At 40.9% G+C, this 26,190-nt stretch carries 20 protein-coding genes; 3 read left to right on the top strand and 17 right to left on the bottom strand.

Features of this window, described 5'->3' with window-relative positions; genetic code table 11:
- Positions 1-62: 62 nt before the first annotated feature.
- The 8 genes from carB to dnaK all read right to left on the bottom strand — a co-directional run bounded on the left by carB (position 63) and on the right by dnaK (position 11,869).
- Positions 63-3,287, bottom strand: coding sequence for a carbamoyl-phosphate synthase large subunit (carB, locus tag FNZ24_RS18925; protein WP_153916388.1), 3,225 nt, complete (start codon positions 3,285-3,287; stop codon positions 63-65).
- A gap of 27 nt (positions 3,288-3,314) precedes the next feature.
- Positions 3,315-4,472, bottom strand: a complete 1,158-nt coding sequence (carA, locus tag FNZ24_RS18920) for a glutamine-hydrolyzing carbamoyl-phosphate synthase small subunit (protein ID WP_153916387.1) — start codon at positions 4,470-4,472, stop codon at positions 3,315-3,317.
- A gap of 180 nt (positions 4,473-4,652) precedes the next feature.
- Positions 4,653-5,465 carry a 4-hydroxy-tetrahydrodipicolinate reductase gene (gene dapB, locus FNZ24_RS18915; RefSeq protein ID WP_153916386.1) on the bottom strand — a complete coding sequence of 271 codons (813 nt, stop codon included), beginning with the start codon at positions 5,463-5,465 and terminating at the stop codon, positions 4,653-4,655.
- A 52-nt stretch (positions 5,466-5,517) separates the two neighbouring features.
- The gene (locus FNZ24_RS18910; RefSeq protein ID WP_153916385.1) at positions 5,518-6,132 is read right to left on the bottom strand and encodes an FKBP-type peptidyl-prolyl cis-trans isomerase; all 615 of its coding nucleotides are present in this window, start codon (positions 6,130-6,132) and stop codon (positions 5,518-5,520) included.
- A 107-nt stretch (positions 6,133-6,239) separates the two neighbouring features.
- Positions 6,240-7,037: a M48 family metallopeptidase gene (locus tag FNZ24_RS18905; protein ID WP_153916384.1), complete on the bottom strand. Its 798-nt coding sequence runs from the start codon at positions 7,035-7,037 to the stop codon at positions 6,240-6,242.
- A gap of 203 nt (positions 7,038-7,240) precedes the next feature.
- Positions 7,241-8,512 carry a DEAD/DEAH box helicase gene (locus FNZ24_RS18900; protein ID WP_153916383.1) on the bottom strand — a complete coding sequence of 424 codons (1,272 nt, stop codon included), beginning with the start codon at positions 8,510-8,512 and terminating at the stop codon, positions 7,241-7,243.
- A gap of 219 nt (positions 8,513-8,731) precedes the next feature.
- Positions 8,732-9,862, bottom strand: coding sequence for a molecular chaperone DnaJ (gene dnaJ / locus FNZ24_RS18895; RefSeq protein WP_153916382.1), 1,131 nt, complete (start codon positions 9,860-9,862; stop codon positions 8,732-8,734).
- A gap of 87 nt (positions 9,863-9,949) precedes the next feature.
- Positions 9,950-11,869 (bottom strand): molecular chaperone DnaK, encoded by a 1,920-nt coding sequence (gene dnaK, locus FNZ24_RS18890; protein ID WP_153916381.1) that lies wholly within the window; start codon positions 11,867-11,869, stop codon positions 9,950-9,952.
- A 275-nt stretch (positions 11,870-12,144) separates the two neighbouring features.
- Here dnaK and FNZ24_RS18885 point away from each other — a divergent pair, with 275 nt between their 5' ends.
- On the top strand, positions 12,145-13,071 hold the full coding sequence (locus FNZ24_RS18885; RefSeq protein WP_153916380.1) for a DMT family transporter: 927 nt from the start codon (positions 12,145-12,147) through the stop codon (positions 13,069-13,071).
- Between the two features lie 178 nt (positions 13,072-13,249).
- A complete protein-coding gene (locus FNZ24_RS18880) occupies positions 13,250-13,579 on the top strand; it encodes a hypothetical protein (RefSeq protein ID WP_228768548.1) in 330 nt (109 codons plus the stop codon).
- Between the two features lie 197 nt (positions 13,580-13,776).
- Here the strand turns inward: FNZ24_RS18880 and FNZ24_RS18875 are convergent, their stop codons facing one another.
- The 4 genes from FNZ24_RS18875 to FNZ24_RS18860 form a co-directional block, all read right to left on the bottom strand.
- The gene (locus FNZ24_RS18875; RefSeq protein WP_153916378.1) at positions 13,777-15,045 is read right to left on the bottom strand and encodes a glutamate-5-semialdehyde dehydrogenase; all 1,269 of its coding nucleotides are present in this window, start codon (positions 15,043-15,045) and stop codon (positions 13,777-13,779) included.
- Entirely contained in the window at positions 15,035-16,174 is a 1,140-nt protein-coding gene (gene proB / locus FNZ24_RS18870; protein WP_153916377.1) for a glutamate 5-kinase, read from the bottom strand. The genes FNZ24_RS18875 and proB overlap by 11 nt, the downstream gene beginning before the upstream one ends.
- A 292-nt stretch (positions 16,175-16,466) precedes the next feature.
- Entirely contained in the window at positions 16,467-17,756 is a 1,290-nt protein-coding gene (locus FNZ24_RS18865; protein WP_153916376.1) for an NCS2 family permease, read from the bottom strand.
- An 841-nt stretch (positions 17,757-18,597) separates the two neighbouring features.
- The gene (locus FNZ24_RS18860) at positions 18,598-20,136 is read right to left on the bottom strand and encodes a leucyl aminopeptidase family protein (protein ID WP_153916375.1); all 1,539 of its coding nucleotides are present in this window, start codon (positions 20,134-20,136) and stop codon (positions 18,598-18,600) included.
- A gap of 326 nt (positions 20,137-20,462) precedes the next feature.
- On the opposite strand from FNZ24_RS18860, the gene FNZ24_RS18855 reads away from it, so the two are divergent.
- Entirely contained in the window at positions 20,463-21,923 is a 1,461-nt protein-coding gene (locus tag FNZ24_RS18855) for an aminoacyl-histidine dipeptidase (protein ID WP_153916374.1), read from the top strand.
- Positions 21,924-22,020: 97 nt separating this feature from the next.
- On the opposite strand, the gene dinB is transcribed toward FNZ24_RS18855, so the two are convergent.
- The 5 genes from dinB to FNZ24_RS18830 all read right to left on the bottom strand — a co-directional run bounded on the left by dinB (position 22,021) and on the right by FNZ24_RS18830 (position 26,185).
- Positions 22,021-23,097 carry a DNA polymerase IV gene (gene dinB / locus FNZ24_RS18850; protein ID WP_153916373.1) on the bottom strand — a complete coding sequence of 359 codons (1,077 nt, stop codon included), beginning with the start codon at positions 23,095-23,097 and terminating at the stop codon, positions 22,021-22,023.
- A 403-nt stretch (positions 23,098-23,500) separates the two neighbouring features.
- A complete protein-coding gene (gene bfr / locus FNZ24_RS18845; protein ID WP_153916372.1) occupies positions 23,501-23,968 on the bottom strand; it encodes a bacterioferritin in 468 nt (155 codons plus the stop codon).
- Positions 23,969-23,980: 12 nt separating this feature from the next.
- Positions 23,981-24,451: a bacterioferritin gene (gene bfr / locus FNZ24_RS18840; protein ID WP_153916371.1), complete on the bottom strand. Its 471-nt coding sequence runs from the start codon at positions 24,449-24,451 to the stop codon at positions 23,981-23,983.
- A gap of 414 nt (positions 24,452-24,865) precedes the next feature.
- Positions 24,866-25,087, bottom strand: a complete 222-nt coding sequence (gene nqrM, locus FNZ24_RS18835; RefSeq protein WP_153916370.1) for a (Na+)-NQR maturation NqrM — start codon at positions 25,085-25,087, stop codon at positions 24,866-24,868.
- A 72-nt stretch (positions 25,088-25,159) separates the two neighbouring features.
- Positions 25,160-26,185 (bottom strand): FAD:protein FMN transferase, encoded by a 1,026-nt coding sequence (locus FNZ24_RS18830; RefSeq protein ID WP_416384854.1) that lies wholly within the window; start codon positions 26,183-26,185, stop codon positions 25,160-25,162.
- Between the last annotated feature and the right edge of the window lie 5 nt (positions 26,186-26,190).

The raw sequence follows: 26,190 nt of genomic DNA, 5'->3' as shown, positions 1-26,190 counted from the left end.
GATTAAAAAGGCTRCATTCGAATGCAGCCTTTTTAATCAAATCAGCAATTAATTAAATAAAATTAATTTTTCGCAACTCTTTCATGAAGTTCTTGTACAGAACTCACGTTATTTCTGTCATCAGCTGAATGCGCCATACAAGTAGCAAAGGCAGCATTTAGCGTCGTTGTATAGTTCACTTTGTAACGTAGTGCACCACGACGAATTTGACGAGAATCTTCAATCGCTTGACGCCCTTCTGTCGTATTGATGATGTAAGTGTATTCACCATTCTTAATACGGTCGAGAATATGTGGACGGCCTTCGTGTACCTTGTTAACTAGACGAGGGTTAATACCCGCTTCGCCTAGAATAACTGCAGTACCATGAGTTGCATCAATTTGATAACCCAACTCAATCAGCTCAGCAGCAAGTTCAGCGACACGTGCTTTATCACTGTTACGAACAGAAATTAACGCACGGCCAGACTTAGGCACTTCTGCTGTAGCACCAAGCTGTGCTTTAGCATAGGCTTCAGCGAATGTGTCACCTACGCCCATGACTTCACCCGTTGAGCGCATTTCAGGGCCAAGCATTGGGTCAACACCTGGGAACTTGTTAAATGGCAATACCACTTCTTTCACTGAGAAATACGGTGGGATGACTTCTTTAGTAAAGTTTTGCGACGCTAAGCTTTGACCCGCCATAACACGAGCGGCAATTTTCGCTAATGGAATGCCAGTTGCTTTAGAAACAAACGGGACTGTACGTGCAGCACGCGGGTTAACTTCAATCATGTAGATTTCATCATCTTTAACCGCAAACTGAACATTCATCAAACCAATAACGCGTAATTCCATTGCTAATTTTGCAACTTGCTCACGCATACGGTTTTGCACGTCTTCACTTAAGCTGTACGGCGGTAATGAACAACCTGAGTCACCTGAGTGAACACCGGCTTGCTCAATGTGTTCCATGATTGAACCAACAACCACGATTTCACCATCACAAACAGCATCAATATCAATTTCAATCGCGTTATCTAAGAAGCGATCAAGCAATACTGGAGATGAGTTCGATACGCTAACAGCTTCATTGAAGTAGCGACGTAAATCTTGCTCGTCATAAACGATTTCCATCGCGCGGCCGCCCAGTACATATGATGGACGAACAACTAATGGGTAACCAATACGCTCAGCTGAAATTACCGCACCTTCAACCGTTGTCACAGTATCATTTTCAGGTTGCTTCATTTCAAGACGCTGGATCGCTTGCTGGAAGCGCTCTCTATCTTCTGCGCGGTCAATTGAATCTGGGCTTGTACCAATGATAGGCACGCCTGCTGCTTCAAGTGCACGAGCAAGTTTAAGTGGAGTCTGACCACCGTATTGAACAATCACGCCTTTTGGCTTTTCAATACGTACAATCTCAAGTACATCTTCAAACGTAACCGGTTCAAAGTATAAACGGTCAGATGTATCGTAATCAGTTGATACTGTTTCAGGGTTACAGTTAACCATAATAGTTTCGTAACCGTCTTCACGTAATGCTAATGCAGCGTGAACACAACAGTAATCAAACTCAATACCTTGACCAATACGGTTAGGACCGCCACCAAGAATCATGACTTTGTCGCGCGTTGATGGCGCAGCTTCACATTCTTCTTCGTACGTTGAGTACATATAAGCAGTGTCAGTCGCGAATTCCGCCGCACAAGTATCAACACGCTTATAAACAGGGTGCATACCGTAGCTATCACGAATTTTACGAACTTCAGTCTCACTCACACCCAAGATTTCAGCTAAACGTGAATCGGCAAAACCTTTGCGTTTAAGTTTAAGTAAGAACTCTTGGTTAAGACCAGACATGCCCACTTCTGAAACTTTTGCTTCTTGAGCAATTAAGTCTTCAATTTGAACTAAGAACCAATGGTCAACGTTAGTCAGTCTGAAAATTTCATCACGACTAAGGCCAGCGCGGAATGCATCGGCGATGTACCAAATACGGTCAGCACCAGGCTCTTTTAATTCATGGCGAATTTGCTGCATGCTTTCTGGCAATGAAATATCGATAACAGAATCAAAACCGTTACGACCGACTTCAAGACCACGTAATGCTTTTTGTAGCGACTCTTGGAAAGTACGGCCAATCGCCATCACTTCACCAACTGACTTCATTTGCGTCGTTAGACGGTCATTAGCACCAGCAAATTTCTCGAAGTTAAAGCGAGGAACCTTAGTAACAACGTAATCAATTGCAGGCTCAAATGATGCTGGTGTACGACCACCAGTAATATCATTCATTAACTCATCAAGGGTAAAGCCTACAGCCAATTTGGCTGCCACTTTAGCAATCGGGAAACCTGTTGCTTTAGATGCTAATGCAGATGAGCGAGAAACACGTGGATTCATCTCAATGATGACCATTCGGCCGGTCTTTGGACAAATACCAAACTGAACGTTTGAACCACCGGTTTCAACACCAATTTCACGCAATACTGCTAAAGAAGCATTACGCATCAACTGGTATTCTTTATCTGTTAGAGTTTGCGCTGGAGCAACTGTGATTGAATCACCAGTGTGAACCCCCATCGCATCGAAGTTTTCGATAGCACAAACGATAATACAGTTATCGTTGCGGTCACGAACTACTTCCATTTCGTACTCTTTCCAACCAATTAACGATTCATCAATCAATAACTCGCTAGTTGGTGAAAGCTCAAGACCTTGAGAACAAATGTCTTCAAATTCTTCTTTGTTGTATGCGATACCACCGCCACTACCACCCATGGTGAAAGAAGGACGGATAATACATGGGAAGCCAACTTGGTCTAATACACCGTGCGCTTCTTCCATTGTATGAGCAATACCAGCACGAGGACATTCAAGACCAATGGCTTTCATTGCGGTATCAAAACGACTACGGTCTTCAGCTTTATCAATTGCGTCAGCTGTCGCACCAATCATTTCAACGTTAAATTCTTTCAGAACACCTTCAGACTCAAGTTGAAGTGCACAGTTAAGTGCAGTCTGACCACCCATTGTAGGTAATATCGCGTCAGGCTTTTCTTTAGCGATAATATTACGAACCACTTCCCAATGAATTGGCTCGATATAAGTCGCATCGGCCATTTCAGGGTCGGTCATAATGGTAGCTGGGTTAGAGTTAACTAAGATAACTCGATAACCTTCTTCACGTAGCGCTTTACACGCTTGAGCACCTGAATAGTCAAATTCACACGCTTGACCAATCACAATTGGACCAGCGCCTAGGATTAGAATACTTTTAATATCAGTACGTTTTGGCATTGCTTCTATCTTCTCCGAGTGACCTAACTATTTAGCGTTTTGGCGAAATTGCTCAATCAAATCAATAAAGTGATCAAACAGTGGTGACGCATCTGTCGGTCCAGGGCTCGCTTCTGGGTGGCCTTGGAAACTAAACGCTGGCTTATCAGTAAGGTGAATACCTTGAAGTGAACCATCAAATAATGACTTATGAGTCACTTTGATGTTCGCAGGTAGCGTGGCTTCATCAGCAGCAAAACCATGGTTTTGGCTGGTAATCATCACATTACCTTTTTCAATATTGCTCACAGGATGGTTAGCACCATGATGGCCAAACTTCATTTTCAAGGTTTTAGCCCCTGATGCTAATGCTAGCAACTGGTGACCAAGACAAATACCAAACACTGGAATGTCAGTCTTTAGAATTTCTTGAATAGCCGTAATAGCGTAATCACATGGCTCTGGATCTCCAGGACCATTTGATAGGAAAACCCCATCAGGATTCATTGCTAGTACTTCTGCAGCAGAAGTTTGTGCAGGTACTACGGTCACATCACAACCACGGTCAACTAACATGCGTAAGATGTTACGTTTAATGCCGTAATCAAAAGCGACAACTTTATATTTAAGTTCTGACTCTGGAGTCTCAGCAGGTAAACCGCCAACTAAACGCCAGCTAGCTTTACGCCATTGATAAGTAGACTCAGTCGTGACTTCTTTGGCTAAATCCATGCCTTTTAAACCAGGGAATGCCTTGGCTGCAGCTAATGCTTTAGCTTCGTCGATATCGCCAACCATAATACAGCCGGCTTGCGAACCTTTTTCACGTAAAATACGAGTTAATTTACGTGTATCAATATCCGCGATACCCACAACATTATTCGACTTTAAATAATCGCTTAATGACTGCTGGTTACGAAAGTTGCTGGCTAATAGAGGTAGATCCCTAATGATAAGACCACATGCATGAACTGAATCAGATTCTAAATCTTCATCGTTTGTGCCGGTATTACCGATATGAGGGTAAGTTAAAGTTACGATCTGGCGAGAATATGATGGATCCGTTAAAATCTCTTGATAGCCTGTCATTGAAGTATTAAAAACTACTTCACCAACAGTAAGTCCATCGGCACCAATTGCTGTGCCAGAGAATACGGTTCCATCTTCGAGTACGAGTAAGGCAGACTGTGTCAACGCGACCTCCAAAAAAAAGAGCCAAGCCACTGAAATTATTTGTATTTAATTTTTACAAATCTACCAACTTACGAAAATTTGGCAAATTCCAGCGATTTTATATGAATTAAGTTAAAGCGTCTATGCTTAGTTATTTTATTTTGGGAAAATTTATTTCCAAAAAAAAACCACCGAAGGTGGTTTTTTTAAATATTAATTGAGACCTAACACTTGCTGCATGTCGTATAAGCCTGAATCCTGATCGGATAACCAATAGGCTGCACGCATTGCACCATTAGCAAATGTCATTCGACTAGTCGCTTTATGGGTTATTTCGACTCGCTCACCAATATCGGCAAACATCACTGTATGATCACCAACAATATCACCAGCACGTATAGTAGAAAAACCGATGGTATTTCTATCACGTTCACCGGTCATACCTTCACGACCATAAACAGCACACTCTTCAAGATCTCGACCTAGGGTATCAGCAATCACTTCACCCATTTTTAATGCCGTGCCAGATGGTGCATCTTTCTTATAGCGATGATGCCCTTCTGTAATCTCGATATCTGTGTAATCACCCATGACTTTAGCCGTCAGCTCTAATAGTTTTAGCGTTAAATTAACACCAACAGACATATTAGGAGCAAACACAACAGGTGTTTGTTCAGCAAACGCATTAATCATCTCTTTTTGAGCATGATTAAAACCTGTTGTACCAATCACAATCGCCTTATTATTTTTTGAACACCAATCAAGGTGAACAAGCGACGATTCTGGAGAGGTAAAATCAATTAATACATCAAAGTGTTCTGATGCTATGTCTAATGAATCTGTAATCGCGACATTCATAGTACCTACGCCAGCCAACTCACCAGCATCTACACCAATAAGTGTAGAACCTGTGCGTTCAACCGCGGCACCTAGATATATCATTTCATGTTGCTTTGCAGCTTCAATCAATGTGCGACCCATACGGCCACTGGCACCAACAACAGCGACTCTTACTTTTGCAGTCATGTCTTTCTCCCAGTGATACAAAAACGCCTAAGTCTTACTTAGGCGTTAATCATTAAACGATTTCTAGTAATTCTACTTCAAATACCAACGCCGAGAATGGCGGGATTGAAGCACCAGCACCACGTTCGCCGTAAGCTAAGTGTTGTGGAACGAATAATTTAAGCTTAGTACCAACTGGCATTAGTTGTAATGCTTCAGTCCAACCAGCGATAACGCCAGAAACTGGGAATTCAGCAGGCTCGCCGCGAGCTACAGAGCTATCGAATACTTCACCGTTAATGAAAGTACCGTGGTAGTGAGCACGGATAGTTGAATCAAGAGTTGGTTTTTCACCTTCACCTTGAGCAATAACTTCATACTGAAGACCAGAATCAGTTACTGTGATGCCTTCACGTTTAGCATTTTCAGCTAGGAAGTTTTCGCCTTCTGCAGAAGCAGCTGCAGCAGCTTCTTCTTGAGCAGCTTGTAAACGACGGCTGATTTCAGTGAAAGCCACTTGTAAGTCTTCCATTGCAACAGCGCTTTCTTTACCAGCAAATGCATCAGCAAGACCAGCTTGTACAGCAGGGATATCGATACCTTCGAAAGAGTTAGCAGCTAGTTGCTCACCCATTTGACGACCTACACCGTAACTTGCTTGCTGTTCCATTGTGTTGAACTCTGACATAACTTTTATACTCTCAATTCATCAGTTAAAATTTGCGGGGCAGTTTACCACACTTTATAGCGTGATGTGCGCTAATCTGCGGTGATTATGACTATTTTTCACAAGCTTTACTGGCATTGATTTAAGGCTTGTTTTTTCGCGGTTAAATATAAAGGCGTGACTTTAGTTTGCAGTGCCTTTAAATCAGAAATACGAGTAGAGTGTGACGGGTGAGTTGAAAACAATTCAGGCCCTTGCTCTCCCCCTGCTTTCGCCATGTTTTGCCACAAAGTGACGCTTTTTGCAGGGTTAAAACCCGCTTTCGCCATAAGTTCTAAACCAAGCTCGTCTGCTTCACTTTCTTGATCTCGTCCAAAAGGAAGCAAAATACCCACTTGAGCCCCTAAACCTAAACCTGCCATATACATATCTTTATTAGATACACCGCCCGCACCCAACGCCACATCAGCCAGTTGCATGCCTGTGTTGGTTAATTGTGCACGGGACACCTGTTCATTACCGTGTCTTGCCAATACATGTGCTACTTCATGGCCTATTACAGTTGCAAGTTGATCAGGATCGTTTGCCACGGTCAGTAATCCGGTATAAACCCCTATATGACCTCCAGGCAAAGCAAAGGCATTAATTTGCTCAGAATCAAACAGCACAACTTCCCATTGCAAAGACTGATCAGGCAGTACCGCAGTAATTCGATTAGCCACACAATTTACATAGGCAGTCTTTTGTTTATCACTGCTGATTTTTTGCTCTTTTTTCATTGAAGAAAAAGACTGCGCACCCATTTCTGTCATCTGATTTTTATCAAATAACAACACCTGACTTCGCCCCGTTGGCGACTTAGTAGTAGCACAACCCGCCAGCAATATAGAGACACCTAATATCAACGCCAGTTTATTCATTTTCATCCCTTAAAATCATGATTTGTTACGAATAACCCTATCTATTTGCAACTATTTTAAACTATTGCTGCAATCGGTAACACTCAAATGCCAAGCCCAATTAGGATCAGTTGGTGAATTCTGAATCAGCAAAGTGACTCATCGGCCATTGATTTATTTCCCAATGAGTTAACTTACGCTGCGGTGACCTCAGCTCAGTTAGCTTTATTTCATTTAGTATTAATTGAGTTAGTTTTTCTAGTTTTAGAAAAATCACGAATACTGCGTTTTTTTGCCGTGCGTCTATTAGCTTGTTTGTCCTTAGGCGGTCTTTTGCTATTGGGATCAACAGGTTTATCAGTCACAGGAAAGTTTTCAAGTTCGCTCAAAGGTAGCACTAGGCCAGTAAGCGCTCGAATAGCTGATAAGTTTTGCATTTCAGCATGACTAATAAGCGATATAGCAACGCCACTGAGTCCCGCTCTAGCTGTGCGGCCGATACGGTGTACATACACTGCTGCTTGGTCAGGTAAATCAAAATTGATCACAACGGGTAAGGCATCAATATGGATACCGCGCGCCAGAACATCTGTCGCCACTAATACATTAAGCTGCTTTGTCTTAAATGTTTGCAGTATCTCAGCGCGCATGACTTGCTCTTTATCACCATGGAGCGCAGCGGCATTTATTTTTGCTTTAGTTAGCTTTTTACACAAGCCATCAGCATCGGATTTGCCATTAACGAACACTACAACTTGAGACCAATCGTTGTGCTTAATCAGCTCAATTAACGCTTTAGCTTTACTGCCTTTATTGATGTGATAAATAGTTTGAGCAATATCTTCTACAGCTGAGTTAACCGCACTTGTCTCAATCCGCAGCCTATCTACTGATAAAATTTGTTTAGTTAGTTTATCTAAAGGCTCTGGCATAGTTGCAGAAAACAACATTGTCTGTCTTTCAGGCATAAGCGCAATAAGCGCATTAATATCTGCAATGAACCCCATGTCTAACAAGCGATCCGCTTCATCAAGCACTAAATACTTTACCTCATTAAGCGATACTGAAGCTTGTTTTACTAACGCAAGTAACCTACCCGGTGTTGCGACAATTAAACTGGCGGGTATAGTTAATCGCTTAACTTGTAGCTCTAAATCTTCACCACCGCACAAAGTATCAACACGAACATTTAGGCCTGCAGATACTCTTGCTAAGTCATCAGCCACTTGTTTGGCTAACTCCCTTGTCGGCACGATAATCAAACCTGAAATAGATTCCGGTGATGACGCTAAGTTTTTCTGCAATTTATTTTGACTAATGCTGTGCAAAATAGGCAAACCAAAAGCATATGTTTTTCCACTGCCGGTTTGCGCCAGCGCTATCACATCCTTTCCGCTCAAAATAGCGGGAATAGCACGGGCTTGCACATCAGTTGCACTTTCAACAGAAGCAGGCAACGCATCGATTAATTTGGGGTTAAGTAGAAAAGATGAAAACGACATGGGATAGCCCTAAATAGGATAAAGTCCAAGCTCAAATACAAAAGCGCTTAATACTAAAATTTGAAAAACTAAAATGTGAAATGCTTAAACGTTAATTGCTACTAGTTAATTGTGACTAGTTAATTGCGACTAAATTAACATTACTGGCAATAAAAAAGGCTGCTTACCAAAGTAATCAGCCTTTCAATTATCTGTGACGATTTATGACTATAGCAATAATTAGCTATTTAAATCGTGAAAGAATTTTTTAACACCGTCGAAGAATCCCTCAGCTTTTGGGCTGTGTTTCTTTGATTCACCGGTTAATGTCGCTTCAAACTCACGCAACAATTCTTTTTGTTTCTCGTTAAGATTAACTGGCGTTTCCATCACAACCTTACAAAGCAAATCGCCAACTGCATGACTTCGTACTGACTTAACGCCTTTGCCGCGCATACGGAACATACGACCAGTTTGCGTCTCAGCTGGGATTTTAAGATTTACTTTACCATCAAGTGTTGGTACTTCAATCTCACCACCAAGGGCAGCTTTGCTGAATGAAATAGGCACTTCACAGTATAGGTTGTTGCCATCACGAGTAAAGATAGCGTGCTCACGAACGCTAACTTGAACATATAAGTCACCAGGAGGTGCACCAAACTCGCCAGCTTCTCCTTCGCCAGATAAGCGAATACGGTCACCTGTATCAACACCAGCAGGAATTTTTACTGATAAGGTTTTGCTCTTTTCTACGCGACCTTCACCATGACACTTGTTACATGGATCTTTAATGATCTTACCGCGACCATGACAAGTTGGACACGCTTGCTGAACAGCAAAGAAGCCTTGACGCATTTGCACTTGGCCTTGACCATGACATGTACCACATGTTGTAGCCGAAGTACCTTTTTTAGCGCCGCTACCGTCACAAGAGTCACATGCTGCAAGTGTTGGAATGCGTAGCTCTTTAGATAAACCACGAACAGCTTCTTCAAGTGACAGCTCAAGGTTGTAACGTAAGTCACTACCACGAGCAGCTTGACGTTGACCACCACGGCGACCGCCACCAAAAATATCACCAAACACATCACCGAAGATATCACCGAAATCACCAGCGCCACCATGACCACCGCCGCCGCGATTAGGATCAACACCAGCATGACCAAATTGGTCATAAGCCGCTTTTTTATTGGCATCGGTTAGAATTTCGTAAGCTTCTTTAACTTCTTTAAAGCTTGCTTCAGCTTCTTCATCACCAGGATTGCGATCCGGGTGAAACTTCATCGCCAAACGCTTATAGGCTTTTTTGACTTCTCGTTCACTAGCATCGCGACCGACACCTAGAACTTCGTAATAATCTCGCTTTGACATAATCTCAGTTTTCTCAAGCAGGTATTGTACGAACGGGCGTTAGAGATTTCTCCCAACGCCCGCCTGAAAGTTAACTAACTAATTAGCTTACTTTTTGTCGTCTTTTACTTCTTCAAACTCAGCATCAACAACGTCATCTTCAGGCTTAGCTTCTTGTGCATCTTGTGCTGGAGCTTCACCTTGCTGCGCTTGTGCATTCGCTTGAGCAATTTCCATTAACTTAGCTGACGCTTCCATTAATGCTTGAGTTGCTTTATCAATCGCTTCTTTGTCGTTACCTTTAGTTGCGGTATCAACTTCAGCCATTGCAGCTTCAATTTTCTCTTTTTCTTCTGCAGGTAGTGCTTCGCCTGCTTCTTCGATTTGCTTCTTCGTAGCGTGAACCATGCCATCAGCTTGGTTACGCGCTTGAACTAACTCTTCGAATTTAGCATCTTCATCAGCATGTGCTTCAGCATCACGTACCATTTGCTCTACTTCTTCGTCGCTTAGACCAGAGTTAGCTTTAATAGTAATGTTTTGTGCTTTACCTGTTTTCTTATCAGTTGCTGATACATTCAAGATACCATCGGCATCGATATCAAATACAACTTCAATCTGTGGCTGACCACGTGGAGCTGGCTCAATACCTTCAAGGTTGAATTGACCTAAAGATTTGTTGTAGCTCGCTTGCTTACGCTCACCTTGAAGTACGTGAATAGTCACTGCACTTTGGTTGTCGTCTGCAGTTGAGAAAACTTGCTGTGCTTTAGTAGGAATAGTGGTATTTTTCTCGATTAGACGAGTCATTACACTACCCATAGTTTCGATACCGAATGAAAGTGGTGTTACGTCAAGTAACAATACATCTTTCACATCACCAGAAAGAACACCAGCTTGAATTGCCGCACCTACTGCTACAGCTTCATCTGGGTTAACATCTTTACGTGGCTCTTTACCGAAGAAGTCAGTTACTGCTGCCTGTACTTTAGGCATACGTGTTTGACCACCAACTAGAATCACTTCATTGATATCTGAAACTGATAAGTCAGCATCCGCTAAAGCAACTTTTAGAGGCTCTAAAGAACGTTGAATTAAGTCTTCAACTAAAGACTCTAATTTCGCACGTGTAACCTTAACAACTAAATGCTTAGGACCTGTTGCATCAGCAGTGATGTAAGGCAGGTTAACTTCTGTTTGAGTCGTGCTTGAAAGTTCAATTTTCGCTTTTTCTGCAGCTTCTTTAACACGTTGCATCGCTAGCGGGTCATTACGTAAGTCTAGACCTTGCTCTTTTTTGAACTCATCAGCTAAGTAGTTGATTAAACGGTTATCGAAATCTTCACCACCTAAGTGAGTGTCACCGTTAGTTGCAAGTACTTCGAAAGTTTGGTCACCATCGTTGCTATCGATTTCAATGATAGAGATATCGAAAGTACCACCACCTAAATCGTATACAGCAACAACATTGTCGCCTTGCTTCTTATCGATACCGTAAGCTAATGCAGCAGCGGTTGGTTCGTTGATGATACGCTTAACATCAAGACCAGCAATACGACCAGCATCTTTCGTTGCTTGACGTTGTGAATCGTTAAAGTAAGCAGGAACAGTAATAACTGCTTCAGTTACTTCTTCACCTAAAAAGTCTTCTGCAGTCTTTTTCATCTTTTTCAAGATTTCAGCAGAAACTTGTGGTGGAGCCATTTTCTTACCGTGTGCTTCAACCCATGCATCACCATTGTCAGTACCAATGATTTTGAAAGGCATGATGTCAACGTCACGTTGAACTTCGTCATCTTTAAAACGACGACCGATTAAACGCTTAATCGCGAAGAAAGTGTTTGTTGGGTTGGTAACCGCTTGACGTTTAGCTGGTGAACCTACCAATGTTTCATCTTCAGTGTATGCGATGATTGAAGAGGTAGTACGTTCGCCTTCAGCGTTCTCAATTACGCGAGCTTTGTCGCCATCAAGGACAGCAACACAAGAGTTCGTTGTGCCTAAGTCAATACCAATAATTTTGCCCATGAGGATCTCCGAAATATAAAATTTTAGTGTTTCTAAATTTGCTTATGGTTGTTGATATGGGGTCAGGATTTGTAAATTCAAGTCCTAATTTTTTTGCCTCTCATATCAGCCTTACTGCATATATTGGGACAGCGATCTGAATTACAAGGGCTAGATCGTAAATTTTATTAAAAATATCTTAAGCAAATTGAAAATAAAGAGTGCGCCCACTTTGTATATTGCATACAATCTCGAAAAATATTAATCCTGCGTTTTATTTTCAAATAGGAAAGACATTGTCGAACACTTCTCTAGCTTACATATATGGCTTGTTGGCGGTATTACTGTGGTCGACTGTTGCGACTGCATTTAAAATTGCACTTGGCTACTTCACACCGCTGCAATTAGTTTTTGTTGCCGTTATGACGTCTATATTTGCGTTAGGCGTAATTGTCGTCGCTCAAGGAAAGTTTGGATTAATCGCCAAGCAGTTTATTCATCGACCATTTTTTTATTTACTCACAGGGTTACTTAATCCATTTCTCTACTATTACGTATTATTCGAAGCCTATGATTTGCTCCCTGCCCAGCAAGCTTTATCACTCAATTACACTTGGGCTATTTTACTGCCTATTCTGGCTGTGCCTTTACTGGGTCATAAACTAACAAAGACTGACGTAGTCGCTGCCATCATTGCTTATAGCGGTGTGTATGTGATTGCGAGCGGCGGTAACCTTACCAGTTTCAACTTTGACAGCCCAACAGGCATCGCTTTTGTGCTAAGCAGCACGGTGATTTGGTGCTTTTATTGGGTCATTAACACTAAAGATGATGGCGATGCTATTGTTAGTTTGCTACTGAGCTTTTTAATAGGCTTACCCTTTGTAACGGTTGCCATGATGCTCCATCAGCCGATTGAGTTCATTAGCTGGTCAGCACTTACTGCAGGTATGTATGTTGGGCTTTTTGAAATGGGGTTAACGTTCGTACTATGGCTAATGGCGCTTAAAACCACCAATAAAACCTCTAATATCACCACACTGGTATTTTTAACCCCTGTGCTGTCAGTTGGGTTAATATCGGTAATTTTAAAAGAGCAAATAACCGTCAGTACATATATTGGTTTATGCTTTATTTTATCGGGGTTAATGCTACAAAAAGTCCTCCCGAAACTGTTACCTAAGTTGATGCGGATATCAAAAACTCGATATGCCAATGAATAAGGTTCGAGACCTTAAAAATGAGATAATAATTAAGCTAAGTTCAGTTTAAGAGTTAACCATCAAGGTTAAAAGATCGACCTTCAGCACTTAACGTTAGCATGCTAGTTGTCAGCCAGCTTATTACTTGTTATTAATATGTTGCAGACAAATAAAAGTGATGGAGAAAATGGCAATGGGAATGCCTCGATGGAATTTTAGTGATGCTGTGGAAACAAGGATCCGTATTACCAGTTTATTAATTACGGTATGCATCATGCTTTTCGAGTATTTAAATGGCGACAGTTCCACTCAGTATCCAGCTATGTATATCTGTGTTTTCATTTTTCCTGCAGTTTATTTTACCAATCGCATTCAAACAAAGTATTTTCCGTATATGAAGGAGTATGTACAAGCCACCAGAATTGCGGCCATTATTATGACCCTAAGTAGTTTTGGCGTTTGGTGTTATGCCACATATTTACGCCTATCTATTCCTCCCATGCCAAGCCACTTAATTTACAATCAGTAATTTACACCCAGTAATTTACACCCAGTAATTTACAGCTAGTTTTACTTTTAACAGCTTAATATTTAGAGCTAATCTGAGATTCACTAGCTGAAATATTCTACTTAAAAGCATAACCCCTCTTCAAAATAGCATGCTAAAAAGCAAAAAAAGCACCGAAGTGCTTTTATCAATGCTAACAGCCTGTATACAAAACCAAGTTAACCGCGCGCAGTGTAGTCACCTGTTGCTAACCATTTGTATGTGGTTAACGCATCGAGTGCCATTGGCCCACGAGCATGTAATTTCTGTGTACTGACAGCAACTTCAGCGCCTAGGCCAAATTGCGAGCCATCAGTAAATCGAGTACTCGCATTGACATACACAGCAGCTGAGTCGACTTGATTCATAAAGTGACAAGTGGCATTAATATCATCAGATAAAATCGCTTCAGAGTGGCCACTTGAATGTTTACGGATATGATCGATTGCCTCATCAATCTCTTCTACCACCTTCACACCCAATGTCAGCGATAACCATTCAGTTGAATAGCTTTCATCTGTTGCTGAATGGACTTCAAAAGCTTGAGTATCAACCAAAGCTTTGGTTTTTTCACAAGTATAAAAGCTAACGCCTAGTGCCGACATTTGTGCAAATAACCTTGGCAAAAATTCAGCGGCTACAGCTTGGTGAACCAATAGAGTATCTAATGCATTACATACTGTTGGTCGCTGTACTTTGGCATTGATAATGACTTCAGCACTGCGGCTAAGATCTGCCATTTTATCGAGGTATAAATGACAGATACCAATACCGCCTAGAATGACAGGAATACTGGCTTTTTCTGCACACAAACGCTGCAGCGTTTGCCCACCACGTGGAATAATCATATCAACATACTGATCTAAGGTGAGTAATCCAGTTACCAGTTCTCTATCTGTTGAATTAATTAACTGAACTGCATTTTCAGGCAAGCCTTGAAGGGTTAATGCTTTACGAATGACATCACTTAATACTTGGTTAGAAGTCAGTGTTTCTTTGCCACCACGTAAAATCACCGCATTACCGGTTTTTAATGCCAGCACCGCAATATCAACAGTCACATTAGGTCGAGCTTCATAAATCACTCCGACAACCCCTAAAGGCACTCGGCGTTGGGTTAGACGTAATCCATTGTCTAGCAGCTGGCTGCTCGATTCACTTCCGACAGGATCTGCAAGATTAATGACATTATCAATGTCTGCGATGATGCCGCTTAATCTATCATTATCTAATAACAAGCGATCAATCATGGCATCTGTTAAACCATTTTCTTTAGCTGCGGCAACATCTTTTGCATTGGCAGCCAAGATAGATTCACTATTCAGTGATAGTTGTTCACTAATACAGTGCAATAACTCAGACTTTTTCTGGCTAGATAGATTTGCCAACGCAAAGCTTGCCGCTTTTGCCTGCTTGCCTAATGTATTTAAGTACTCTTTATGAAGCATGTTTACTTCCTTTAAATTGTTCGCAGTCTAATAGAACCATATCGTTTCGATGCACTATAGAAGCGCCATAATCGTAACCAATTAATTCTTCAATTTGATTTGAATGATTGCCTGCAATAAGCTTCATCGCACGTGAGCAGTAACGGGTTAAACCTTTAGCTAATTCATTGCCAGATTGATCGGTCAATAACACAATCGCACCACGCTCGAATTCACCTTCAATACTGACGATACCTTTCGATAGTAAACTGCTTCCAGTTTCAACCACCGCATGACATGCACCGTCATCAAGTATAAATCGACCTTCTGTAGCAGGTCCTACCAAGATCCATTGTTTACGGTAACTTAGTGGGTTTTTAATCGCACTAAAATGAGTGCCAATTGCTTCTTTGCTAGCAATTTTAGTGAGAACTTCTGGATGATGGCCTGAAGCAATCACCACCTCAACACCGGCTCTATTAGCGATGTCTGCGGCTTCCAATTTTGTGGCCATACCACCAGTGCCAAGCCCTGATACTGCACCGCCAGCTAACTGACGTAAGTTGTCGTCAATGGTGGCTACGGTTGTGATTAATTTGGCATTGGGGTTAGTTCTCGGATCTGCATCGAACAGACCTTTTTGATCCGTCAGTAGCACTAACAGATCGGCATCACATAGCAATGCCGCTCTGGCAGATAAATTATCATTATCGCCCACTTTAATCTCAGTGGTCGCAACGGCGTCATTTTCATTAATGACTGGAATAATGTTGTTTTCTAACAAGACATTAATCGTATCGCCTGCATTCATGTATCTTTCAAGATCATGTAAATCAGCGCCAGTAAGCAACAGCTGACCGACATGCAAGCCGTAAATGCTGAAGACTTCACTCCAAGCAAGAATTAACTGACTTTGTCCGACAGCTGCAAGAAGTTGTTTGTGGGCCATGTCATTGGGGAGTTCGGGGTATTTAAGGTGCTCTCGCCCTGCAGCTATTGCGCCTGATGTGCAAAGCACAACTTCAACGCCAGAACGAACTAACGCTGACATTTGTCGCGCTAATTCAACCATATGCGCTTTATCAAGCTTATTACTGCCTGATGTCAGCACGCTGGTGCCTAATTTTACTACTACCCGCTGGTAAGACATTGGTACCTTTCCAAACAAAACAATTTTAGTGGAAGATTTTTATACCTAATTAGACTAAAGAATAATAGCAATGCTTAGCTATGTTAAAAGAAATTCATGACATAGATTATGATTCTGCATAAAAAAGGGCTATGCAATGCATAACCCTTAACAAAAAATCAATAAATCGATTTATTTTAGCTAACAAGACATATTGATTGAAGCCTGTAAAAACAGTAGCTGAGGATTTAAATTCAAAGCAAGCGAGTAAAAACAACGCAAACAATTAACTTAAACCCAACATCTCAACTGTTTAACCATATATAAATTTAACTAAGAATAAGGCCGCAATAAATACAATACCTAAATTCAAATCTTTAAAGCGACCAGTCAAAACTTTAATGACAGCGTAAGAGATAAATCCAAAGCCAATTGCATTGGCAATAGAGAAAGTCAGTGGCATCAGTAAACATACAATCACCACTGGCGCTGCTTCAGTTAAATCTTCCCATTCAACATTTACTAAACCAGACATCATTAAAATTGCCACATAAAATAGCGCGCCACTAGTCGCATAGGCGGGTACCATTCCAGCAAGTGGTGCAAAGAATAACGCCAGAATAAATAGAATACCCACAACCACAGCTGTTAAGCCCGTTCGTCCGCCAGCACTCACACCTGCCGTACTTTCAATATAACTGGTTGTTGTTGAAGTCCCCAAGCTCGCGCCCGCAATTGTCGCTAAACTATCAGCACTCAGTGCTCGTTTCACTCTTGGTAAGCGGCCTTTTTCATCAAGGAAACCACCACGCTGAGCCACTGCAACTAAGGTGCCTGAAGTATCAAAGAGATCGACAAATAAGAAAGCAAATATCACTGAAATCATACTGATTTCGAGCACACTCGATAAGTCCATTTTCATGAAGGTCGGTGCAACAGATGGCGGCATAGAAACAATGCCATTATAAGTTACGTCACCAAAGGCCAAGCCTAATGCAGTCACAATAAAAATACTTAAAATAACTGAAGCTTTAAGCCCACGCTGAACCATAGCGATAATTAAAAAGAAACCTAACGCAGCCATCACAGCTGGGAATGAAGTAATATCACCCATTGTGACCAGAGTTGCTGGACTTGCAACAACAATGCCTGCAGCCTTAAGGCCAATAAAGGCAAGGAACAAACCAATACCAGCAGCAATACCAAGACGTAAACTCATCGGGATACTATTGACAATCCACTCTCTAATTTTCACTAAAGATAGAATAAGAAAACAAATACCCGACATGAATACTGCACCTAATGCAGTTTCCCAGCTATAGCCCATTTCACCCACAACGGTATAAGTGAAAAAAGCATTTAATCCCATTCCAGGAGCCAACGCGATAGGATAATTAGCCACTAAGCCCATCACTAAACACCCCACAGCAGCCGCTAAGCAGGTAGCAACAAACACAGCCCCTTGATCCATTCCGGCATCTGCAAGCATCATTGGATTAACAAAAATGATATACGCCATGGTTAAAAAGGTCGTAATACCCGCAATCACTTCTTGTTTTAAATTTGACTGGTTTTCTTTGAGTTTGAACAGTTTCTCTAACATGAAACTTAAATCCTTGAAAAAGGGAATGGAACGAGAGTAGTAAACTCTTATTTAACCCATTCACAATTTGTGAAGAGCGAATAAAAGGTGACAGTTTAATGACAAGGATTATAGGTATTTATATGGCTCATAACCATATTCACAATATAAACACTCATATTTGTTAGAAAGACAATTTAATTGGTTGATTTGAAGAAATTTATAAAATAAAGGCAAAAAAAAGCCTACTCAATGAGTAGGCTGACAAGTTTTAAAAGTTTTCCGGTATGGGGATGGGAAAACTGAATCACCATTAAGTGATAAAACTTCAAAATAAACTAGCAATAGAGAACTAGTTTATTGTTGTCTAAGCTCGCCGTTAGGCGACAGAAAAAAGGGTTGATACGGGTAAAGCTTTCATTCAAGGATGGGTTAGCCCTTGAATGTCATGGCATATAAACCACCTGCTAAAGCATCAGAACTTAACCAAGTGTTGTGCCAATAAATATATTGATTGCCTGTATAAGACATAGTAAATACTCCAAATAAAGTTGTTTAAAACCTAGTCTTGCTGGGCTCGGTTCCTTGGAACTTACTTTTACTCAATCCATTGAGACAACTTTCTTACTCGATTCCTTGGAGACTTTATCCATCCTGGATGAACTAGAATTGAAAAGCACCGTGCTCTTCAACGAGATAAATAATACCAAATTGTAATTTTATTACAAGTATTATTTGAAAATAATTTTAAAACAGCCAATAAAGTAACAAAATTACATTTGTATGACTATATAAAGACAAATGGCTTTGTTACTTTTGCAACAAAGCCACTATATATAGTGCTTGATTAAAATATATACTACTAAATCGACTTCAATGCGTTTTGTAATAAAGTTACCAACGGTGAGGCTGTTGGCTTTCCGTACAGTGGGTGGCCTTCTGTAGCACTACCTGCGATATCAATATGAGCAAAAGGCAATGGCTTTGTAGACTGAGAGCCATGTTCACTTAAGCCAGATGCATTAATCAAGAATGCAGCTGGATATTGATGGCCACGTGCCGTAATAGCAGAAGGTCCGTTATTTGAAGACAGTAACTCACCTTGGCCAGAGATATTATTTACCTTGGCAAAGTCATCATGGCGCAAACGAGACAGCTCAACTGACTCGCCCCATAGATCGGCTATCTCAGCAATACCGCTACCAATGCCCATGTTTTTTGAAACCGCATTCTCAACTATCGCGGTATAGCCACCATAACAACGAACAACATGCCCCGTTAATGTTGCCACAGAAAACAACTGTGGTTTAATTGCTGATTCAGCTTTAATACGTAAATGCGATAATAAATCAGCTAACACTAAACGCCCTTCGGCATCAGTATTGCCTATTCTTACTCGCACTCCTGCATGACTATTAATAATTTCGTCAGGTACAAAAGCATCGCTGCCAATGCTATTTCTCACTAAACCTAACTCTGCAATAACTCGGATACCTTTAGGCTTTAATATGGATAAGGTTTTCATTAAACCTGCAACTGCTGCTGCGCCGCCTTTATCACGACTCATTCCAGCCATACCGCCAGCCACTTTTATATCCGCTCCACCAGTATCATAGATCACCCCTTTGCCAGCGAATAAGAAGGTTTTTTCAATATCCCCTTCTGCAGCATACTCAATTTTAACCACCCGAGGCTGATGACGCGGAACACAAAAAGACGCCCGTCCTACAGCACACAGTAATGGGTAGTCACGCTCCAACTCTTCTTGTTCTTCAACCACTGAAACAGTTAAACCGCTGCCTGCAAATGCTTCAACACAATAGTCTGCAAATGCTGGCGCTGCCATTCTTTCAGGCTCAGTTCCACATAAGTCTCGGGCAAGTACTTTTCCGGTTTCAACCGCGTTAAGCAACTCAGAACAAGAGTCTGAAACCAATAAACCAATAGCTAACATTGAAGGTGCAGCTTGTTCAGCTTCACGATATTCAAGTGATTGCCATAACTCTTGGCCGCACGCTAATGCTGCTACTTGTTTTGCATACTGGTAACGGACATCACTATGCTCACTCACGACTAATAAAGGCTTAACTGCGCCAGCAGCTTTTGCAATAGCAATACCTTCGCGAGCAGCTTTAGCAAATACGTTAACATCACTGTATTCGTTTTCAGCATTCAACACTGGTGACACAATTAAACGGCCGCCCGCTAAGCCTGGGGCTAATAATAGGGTCGCACTATGACCAATTCGTTGATCGATTTGTTTCGCATGATTAGCTAACAACTTGATTTCATCTTGAGCAATTGCGTCTAAGTCTGAGGCAATAACAATAACGGCATCCCAACCATTACCTTCAAAAATAGCTTCATCATTTTGAACATCGACTAAATTCACTTGAAACATGAGCCTTCCTTTTTAGTATTTTTTATTGAGGTATGAACAACTTGTCATTCTATCGTTTGAAACTGAGCATTTTGAAACTAGGCATTTAAAAAAATAGTTTCAAACTTACCCGTTTGCATTTAAACCGTTTGAAATTAAGTCATAAATAATAGCCACTAAGCATCATCAAAGTATATAAAATTCAAACCAATCGAGAGTTAATATTTATTTACATATATTTGCTATAGAACAAACAATCATATCGTCACAGATCACAGTCAATCTAGCTTGATATGCTAGACTGTTGGCCATCTATTCCCACTTCAAAAACAAATAAGGGAGTCTTCGTGACAGCGATTAATCAATTATATCCTCAGCCGCTATGGCAATGGTTTGAACAAATTTGTTCTATTCCTCATCCTTCGAAATTCGAACAAGCATTAAGTGAACATATCCAGCAGTGGGCAAAGTCAAAAAGCTTAAGCGTTGTAGAAGATAGCGTTGGCAACCTCATCATTAAAAAGCCTGCCTTCCCTGGTATGGAAGATCGCAAAGTTGTCGTACTGCAAGCCCATATTGATATGGTGCCGCAAAAAAATTCAGACAAAGAACATAATTTTGAAAAAGATCCAATTGAAGCCTACGTCGATGGTGAATGGGTAAAAGCTAATGGCACCACACTTGGTTCTGATAATGGCATTGGTATGGCGTCAGCATTGGCAGTACTAGGTGCAGATGACATTAAACATGGTCCATTAGAAGTGTTATTGACCATAGATGAAGAAGCTGGAATGACAGGTGCTTTTGGCCTCGAAGCTGGCATGTTAGATGCTGATATTTTAATTAATACCGATTCTGAGCAAGAAGGTGAGATTTATATGGGCTGTGCTGGCGGTGTCGATGCACAGCTAAGCGTACCTATGTCGTGGCAAGCTCCTGAACAGACTAACGCAAGTTTCAGCCTAACCCTATCAGGCCTTAAAGGTGGTCACTCAGGGGTTAACATTCATTTAGGCCGTGGCAATGCCAATAAACTACTGGCGCGTTTTTTATTTAGCTATGCAGACGAACTTGCACTAGAGCTCGTTAACTTTACTGGCGGCTCACTTCGTAACGCTATTCCTCGTGAAGCTAGCATCAGCTTTATGTTACCAAGTGACAATAAAGCCAAACTTGAGCATGCTATTGCTGAGTTCCAAGCAATTGTGCGTGCAGAGTTATCGATTGCCGATCCGGATATGTTGCTCACATTAGCAACTGTGGATGCGCCAGAAAAAGTCATGAGTGAAGATGCGCAAAATACTTTAGTTGATTTACTTCATGCTTGTCCGAATGGCGTTATGCGCATGAGTGATGAAGTTGAAGGCGTAACTGAAACGTCATTAAACGTAGGTGTCATCAACACTGAAAATGAATCTGTTGAAGTCTTATGTCTCATTCGCTCGCTAATCGACTCAGGTCGTGTTGAGATTGAAACCCAGTTAACAGCGCTTGCTAACCTGTCGGGTGCAAGTATTGGTTTATCGGGTGCTTACCCGGGCTGGAAACCAGATAATAACTCGCCAGTTATGGCCATTGTCCGTGACACATACAATGATATCTATAAAAAAGACCCAACAATCATGGTGATTCATGCAGGTCTCGAATGTGGGTTATTTAAAGAGCCTTACCCAACAATGGATATGGTTTCTATCGGCCCAACCATTCGCTTCCCACACAGCCCAGATGAAATGGTAAACATTACTACCGTTGGTCAATACTGGGAGCTGTTGCTAGCGGTTCTTGAGCGTATTCCAGCAAAAGACTAATCATTGAAATTTAGACACTAGTCTTTATCTTAAAAAAGCTGCCTTATGGCAGCTTTTTTGTTGGTAATAATGTTTGATAATAGCCTGTTGATATAGATTAAAAGTTTAAATCCAATTGCTCATTATTATAGGATGACTCTGGAGCTTCTAGCGCTATATCCGCTAGGCCAACCGATACACCGACCAATCTTATCCCACGGCCATTTGCTCGCTCTAATGCCTGAGCCAATAAGTCCTGAAACAAATTAATGGTTATCTCGTCACTACGATGTTCAATGGTGGTTTGTTTAAAATCATTAAACTTAAGCTTCACCACTTGTTTATGTATTTTTCTATCTTTCGCACTGCGGTTGACTCGAGCAAGCAATTCTTGGATCAACTGAGGCATCACATTATTACACTGCTCTAAAGTAAAAATATCTTGAGCAAGTGTGGTTTCGACACCGACTGACTTGCGCACTCGATTAGGGCTAATAAGACGATTATCGATACCTTGGGCTCTCTCGATTAGCACCCGGCCAAATTTTCCAAAGCCATTAATTAGCTTATCATTTGGGTAGCGCTGCACATCTTCGCATGTGTTGAGCCCTAATGCTGCAAGCTTTGCAGAAGTGACTTTACCTACTCCAGGTATTTTATTTAACGAAAGTGGTTTTACAAATTCAGCAATGGCATCAGGCGGGATCACATATTGGCCGTTTGGTTTATTCAAATCCGAGGCAATTTTGGCTAAAAATTTGATAGGGGCTACCCCAGCAGATGCCGTTAGACCGGTGACATCAAAAATCTCTTGTCGAATAGCCTTTGCAATCAAGGTCGCACTCCCCTTGCACTCGTCACAATCAGTAACATCAAGGTAGGCTTCATCTAACGACAAGGGTTCAACCAAATCAGTATAGCGATGAAAAATCTCTCGAATTTGTACAGATACAGATTTATATACATCCATTCGACCGGGGACTAAGGTAAGGTCGGGGCAAAGCTTTAGCGCATGATAACTCGACATAGCAGAACGTACGCCAAACTCACGAGCCTCATAATTACAGGTGCTGATAACCCCTCTGCGATCGCTTCGACCACCCACAGCAAGCGGCTTACCACGCAGTTCTGGAAAATCTCGCATTTCCACTGCGGCAAAATAACAATCCATGTCGATATGAATAATTTTTCGCATACTAGATTAGTCAGTGTTGTTGAGTGAATGAATGAGTATTTAAAGATTCTTCAAGGTTTAGCTAATCAGCATAAGCCTATTTATGTTTTACTGAAAAGCCAATTGCAAAGCACTAACGAGATGTTTGTTCAAATCCACTAGCCGTTTATTCAAAGCGCACTAGCTGTTTATTCGAAGCGCACTAGCTGTTTATTCGAAGCGCACCAATACTGTATATAAAAACAGTATACTAATATTTTGAAACATCAACAACAGTCTTATGACTGTTTATTAAAGATAGCAAGGTAAGATAAAAGCAAGAAAATGCTTACAACAACGAGCATTTTCATAAATTTTAGACACAAAAAAGCCCAGCTTGTTAGCTAACAAGCTGGGCTTAAACAGAAAAATGCTATCAATAAGATTACATTTTTGTCTGTAAGTAGTTTTGTAAGCCAACACGATCAATAAGACGAATTTGCTTCTCTAACCAGTACATGTGATCTGATTCAGTATCGTCTAGTAATACTTCTAAAATTTCACGTGTTTGAAAATCTTCTTTCGCTTCACACAAAGCAATGACTTCACGTAAATGATCTGCAACTGCGTATTCGTAGTTAAGATCATTTTTAAGCATTTCTTCAACATCTTTACCGATGTTTAATGCTTCACGGCTTGCAACATCTGGTGTGCCTTCAAGGAATAAAATACGTTGCACAAGTTTTGCTGCATGAGCTTTTTCATCATCTGATTCGTGAAGAATACGAGTATATAATTCATCAAATCCCCAATCTTCATACATGTGTGCATGTACAAAATACTGGTCCATAGCTGACAATTCACCCGTTAATAGTGAGTTAAGCGCTGCGATGACTTCTGGGTTACCTTTCATGATAATTTCCTATTAATCTTTAATTTGTGATTGAAGGTAGTTTTGAATACCCGTTTGACCGATTAGCTCTTTTTGAGACTCAATCCAATCTAAGTGTTCTTCTTCATCTTCAAGTAAGTCTTCTAATAAATCGCGGCTAACGTAATCACGTTCAGCTTCACATAGCTTGATCGTTTCGCGTAGCACGACTAATTGCTCAGTTAACGCCTGCTCATCACAATCAAGCATCTCTTCACAGTGCTCACCAATGCGTAACTTATCCAGTTGTTGAAGATTCGGTAAGCCTTCCAAAAACAATACACGCTCAATTAACTTGTCTGCATGTTTCATGTCTTGAATCGACTTTTTGTATTCTTTCTCGTTGAGGTTTTCTAAACCCCAATGCTTAAACATACGAGCATGTAAGAAATACTGGTTAATTGCAGTTAACTCACAAGTCAGTACACGGTTCAGCTGACTAATTACTTTTGGATGGCCTTTCATGATTTTGTCCTTTAAATGCAAGATTGATCTGGATCAATTTCCAACAGAATAGTACATACACTCACAAAACACAAATACCCTTTAAAATCATAAGCTTAGTTATTGATAATCATTATCATTATAACTTAGGTTATTAACTAGGTTTAAAAATCAGCCTGTTTCAGTATCTTCAATAGAATCACGCTTCTACAGCTAAAGCTAAATATTTGACCATGTTCAAAATCACAAAAATAAGCACAAATGTTAGCCCAAAGGGTAATAAAAATAGTTTTGTAAATATTGTAACCATGACGAAACAGATTTTTATTGGCATAAAAAAAGTCCAGATAAACGGCTGTTTATCTGGACTTCATTTTGACATTTTCTTGTTAAAGAAAAATGTTACTTCACTGACTGTATAACAAGTTCAAGTGATTAAATAATACGGTTTTGATTCAGCTTAGCCTCTCGCTCAGCTTCCGCCATACGACGTTTACGTTTATCACATGGGTCATCACAGTCACAGGCTTTCTCAATACCTAGTACGCCTAAACCACCGCAGCTACCTTCAACCGCTTTTCTTTTGATGATATAGCCAACCGACATCAATAGAAAAAATAATAACAACACAACGAACGCTGCAATAAAGGTACTCATAATGTTCTCCAACGTTTACTTCTAATCTGGAAATATCGCTTAGTGAATCAAACTGTTTAAATTATATCGTATTTATTGAATATACGGCGCATAAGCTTCACTGTAAAACACGTCATAATCATCGCCATCTTTCTCAATCAACATCACTGGTAAATTCTGTTCGTGTGCTAATGCTAAAGATGCTTCAGTACCTAATACCATCATAGCTGTCGCATAGGCGTCCGCTGTCATGCTACTTGGATGCAATACGGTTACTGAGGCTAACTTATGTTTAATCGGGTAGCCAGTACGCGGGTCAATGATATGTGAAAAACGCTCGCCATCTTCTTCGTAATATATGCGGTAATCACCTGATGTTGCCAGCGCCATATTACCAGGTTCAACAACTTGCTGAATCGCAGCGCCTTGTGTCGACGGTTTTTCAACAGCAATACGCCAAGGGTTACCGTCATCTTTTACGCCTTTGACGCTAATTTCACCACCAATCTCAACAAGGTATCCTTCAACCTGATACTTATTCAACAGTTGCGCTATTTTATCAACGCCGAAGCCTTTTGCTAACGAAGATAAATCCACGTATAAGTCTGGATTATTTTTTGTCAGTTTTAAGCCATTAATAGTAAAACCGTTAATATTGGCTTTGGCTTTTACTCTATCAATTGTTTCTTTACTTGGGATATCAGTAGGCCTTTTATCCGGCCCAAAGCCCCATAAGTTAATCAGTGGGCCTAATGTAATATCAAGCGCGCCATCTGTAACTTCGTACAGTCTTAACCCTTCCTTGAACACTTTAATTGTATCTTCAGAAACAGTGATACTGTGATTAATGCCAAGTTGGTTAAATTTAGATAATTCAGATTTTGGTCTATATGTCGACATTTGGTCATTGACTAACTCAAGCGCTATATCAATTTCAGCCTGTAGCAATTGAGTCGTCGGCAAACGATCGTTTCTAACTACCTTGATATGGTAAGTCGTGCCCATAGTATTGCCAGCCAGTGACACTATTTTGTCTTCAGTTCCACAAGCCGTTAGTAATAATAAAACCAGGGATACAGCAATAGATTTTATAGAAATCTTAATCATCTCAAACTTCAAATTAG

This window comes from Shewanella sp. TC10, assembly GCF_009663145.1.
In the GTDB taxonomy this organism is placed as follows: Bacteria; Pseudomonadota; Gammaproteobacteria; order Enterobacterales; family Shewanellaceae; genus Shewanella.
Note: the sequence above shows the minus strand (reverse complement) of the source record. Positions and strands in the feature narration are given on the sequence as shown.

What these genes read in the sequence shown, in the direction of transcription:
- carB (WP_153916388.1), bottom strand. Translation starts at nt 3,287, where the DNA reads ATGCCAAAACGTACTGATATTAAAAGTATTCTAATCCTAGGCGCTGGT.
- dnaK (WP_153916381.1), bottom strand. Translation starts at nt 11,869, where the DNA reads ATGGGCAAAATTATTGGTATTGACTTAGGCACAACGAACTCTTGTGTT.
- FNZ24_RS18900 (WP_153916383.1), bottom strand. Translation starts at nt 8,512, where the DNA reads ATGTCGTTTTCATCTTTTCTACTTAACCCCAAATTAATCGATGCGTTG.
- FNZ24_RS18910 (WP_153916385.1), bottom strand. Translation starts at nt 6,132, where the DNA reads ATGTCAGAGTTCAACACAATGGAACAGCAAGCAAGTTACGGTGTAGGT.
- FNZ24_RS18860 (WP_153916375.1), bottom strand. Translation starts at nt 20,136, where the DNA reads ATGTTTCAAGTGAATTTAGTCGATGTTCAAAATGATGAAGCTATTTTT.
- FNZ24_RS18905 (WP_153916384.1), bottom strand. Translation starts at nt 7,037, where the DNA reads ATGAAAATGAATAAACTGGCGTTGATATTAGGTGTCTCTATATTGCTG.
- bfr (WP_153916372.1), bottom strand. Translation starts at nt 23,968, where the DNA reads ATGAAAGGTAACCCAGAAGTCATCGCAGCGCTTAACTCACTATTAACG.
- dinB (WP_153916373.1), bottom strand. Translation starts at nt 23,097, where the DNA reads ATGCGAAAAATTATTCATATCGACATGGATTGTTATTTTGCCGCAGTG.
- proB (WP_153916377.1), bottom strand. Translation starts at nt 16,174, where the DNA reads ATGTCTTACCAGCGGGTAGTAGTAAAATTAGGCACCAGCGTGCTGACA.
- bfr (WP_153916371.1), bottom strand. Translation starts at nt 24,451, where the DNA reads ATGAAAGGCCATCCAAAAGTAATTAGTCAGCTGAACCGTGTACTGACT.
- FNZ24_RS18875 (WP_153916378.1), bottom strand. Translation starts at nt 15,045, where the DNA reads ATGCTTCATAAAGAGTACTTAAATACATTAGGCAAGCAGGCAAAAGCG.
- FNZ24_RS18865 (WP_153916376.1), bottom strand. Translation starts at nt 17,756, where the DNA reads ATGTTAGAGAAACTGTTCAAACTCAAAGAAAACCAGTCAAATTTAAAA.
- dapB (WP_153916386.1), bottom strand. Translation starts at nt 5,465, where the DNA reads ATGACTGCAAAAGTAAGAGTCGCTGTTGTTGGTGCCAGTGGCCGTATG.
- nqrM (WP_153916370.1), bottom strand. Translation starts at nt 25,087, where the DNA reads ATGAGTACCTTTATTGCAGCGTTCGTTGTGTTGTTATTATTTTTTCTA.
- FNZ24_RS18880 (WP_228768548.1), top strand. Translation starts at nt 13,250, where the DNA reads ATGCCTCGATGGAATTTTAGTGATGCTGTGGAAACAAGGATCCGTATT.
- dnaJ (WP_153916382.1), bottom strand. Translation starts at nt 9,862, where the DNA reads ATGTCAAAGCGAGATTATTACGAAGTTCTAGGTGTCGGTCGCGATGCT.